A 1,619-nucleotide genomic window follows, 5' to 3' on the forward strand; every position below is an offset into this window, starting at 1 on the left:
GGGCGGCGGCGCGCTCGTCGTCCTCGCCCGCTTCGCTCCCGCCGGCCGCTCGGTCGTCTCCCTCGGCGCGGGCGCCGCCCACCGCCGCGCCCGCGACTTCCTCCCCTGGTCGGCCCTGGCCGGCCTGACCTGGGCCGCGTACAGCGTCGCCCTCGGCTGGTTCGGGGCGCACTGGCTGGGCGCGAGCTGGCTGGCGACGGCGGTGTCGGTGGGGGCGCTGTTCGGAGCGGGGGCGGGGGCGGCGTACGTCATGCGCAGGGAGCCTCGGGCGTCGGAGGCGTCGTAGGGGCTATGTCGTACGAGCTGGAGCCTCAGCTCGCGCGGCGGGTGGGAGCTCCGCGGATCTCCAGTCCGTCCAGCAGCTCCTCCGTGGCCTGCGCGATGGCCTCCACGGCGCGGTCGAACACCTCCTGGTTGTGAGCGGCGGGGGCCCGGAATCCCGAAACCTTCCGCACGTACTGCAACGCGGCAGCCCGAATGTCGTCCGCCGTGGCCTCCTCGGCCATCGCAGGGGGACGAAGCGTCTTGATACTCCGGCACATGCCCCCAGTCTCACCCCTTCGCCCCCCGGGCGACAGCGCCCCCTGTCATGATCTCCGCGAGGCGGCCACCACTGTGGGGCCGACCGACGAGAGGAACCCGACATGGGGAACGAACTCACCGTGGCCGTCCTGGGCCCCGGCGGCGTGGGCGGTCTGCTCGCCGCGCTGCTCTCCCGCGCCGGCCACCGAGTGATCTGCCTGTCCGGCGAGGAGACGGCCCGGACCCTGCGCACGGACGGCATCCGGATCCGCAGCACACCCTTCGGCGACTTCACGGCCCCGGTCGAGGCCGACACGCACCTGCGCGAACCGGTCGACGCGTGCCTGGTGACCGTCAAGCACACTGCCCTCGACGCCGCCCTGGCGCGCGTCCCCGCACCGGCGCTGGCCGACGGCCTCCTCGTGCCGTTCCTGAACGGCGTCGAACACCCGGCGACCCTGCGCGCCCGCTACCGCCCCGACCGCGTCGCCCCGGGCGTCATCCGCGTCGAGTCGACCCGTGTCGCCCCGGGCGTCATCGAACACGGCAGCCCCTTCGCGGAGATCGACCTGACCGGTACGGCGGTGCCCCGCGCCCGCCTCGACACCCTCGCCGAGGCCCTCACGGCCGCCGGCCCGGCCACCCGCGTCCAGGACGACGAGACGGCGGCCCTGTGGGCGAAGATGTCGTTCCTGGCCCCGTTCGCCCTGCTGACCACCGTCCACGCCCTGCCCCTCGGCGAGATCCGCACCCGCCACCGGGACGAACTGACGGCCCTGGTGGAGGAGACGGCCACGATCAGCCGCGCGTGCGGTGGCCCGGCCGACCCGGCCCAGGCCCTCGCCCGCTACGACGCCTTCCCGCCGCGGACGAAGTCGTCGATGCAACGCGACGCCGAGGCGGGCCGCCCTCTCGAACTGGACGCCATCGGGGGCGCGTTGCTCCGCGCGGCCGAGCGGCACGGCGTCCCGGCTCCGGTGACGGCCCGGGTGGTGGGCGACCTGGAGAGGGAACACACGTTCGCGTGAACCACGGGAAGGCACTCGCCACTCAAATTCGAACAGGCGTATCATTGAGGCGTGGCTACGACCTATGAC

3 protein-coding genes are annotated in these 1,619 nt (G+C 74.1%); 2 read left to right on the forward strand and 1 reads right to left on the reverse strand.

The genetic code is table 11. From position 1 onward, the window contains the following. Positions 1-286: DedA family protein (locus ACFTZL_RS44390; protein ID WP_382596195.1), on the forward strand; the 286-nt coding region annotated here is incomplete at its 5' end. 25 nt (positions 287-311) lie between these two features. Here ACFTZL_RS44390 and ACFTZL_RS44395 read toward each other — a convergent pair. After that, the gene (locus ACFTZL_RS44395; RefSeq protein ID WP_382596196.1) at positions 312-542 is read right to left on the reverse strand and encodes a DUF2277 domain-containing protein; all 231 of its coding nucleotides are present in this window, start codon (positions 540-542) and stop codon (positions 312-314) included. Positions 543-644: 102 nt separating this feature from the next. Between ACFTZL_RS44395 and ACFTZL_RS44400 the strand changes: the two genes are divergently transcribed. Continuing rightward, positions 645-1,550 carry a ketopantoate reductase family protein gene (locus ACFTZL_RS44400; protein ID WP_382596199.1) on the forward strand — a complete coding sequence of 302 codons (906 nt, stop codon included), beginning with the start codon at positions 645-647 and terminating at the stop codon, positions 1,548-1,550. The last annotated feature ends 69 nt before the right edge of the window (positions 1,551-1,619 follow it).

This window comes from Streptomyces sp. NPDC056948, from assembly GCF_042674225.1.
Taxonomy (GTDB): domain Bacteria; phylum Actinomycetota; class Actinomycetes; order Streptomycetales; family Streptomycetaceae; genus Streptomyces; species Streptomyces purpurascens.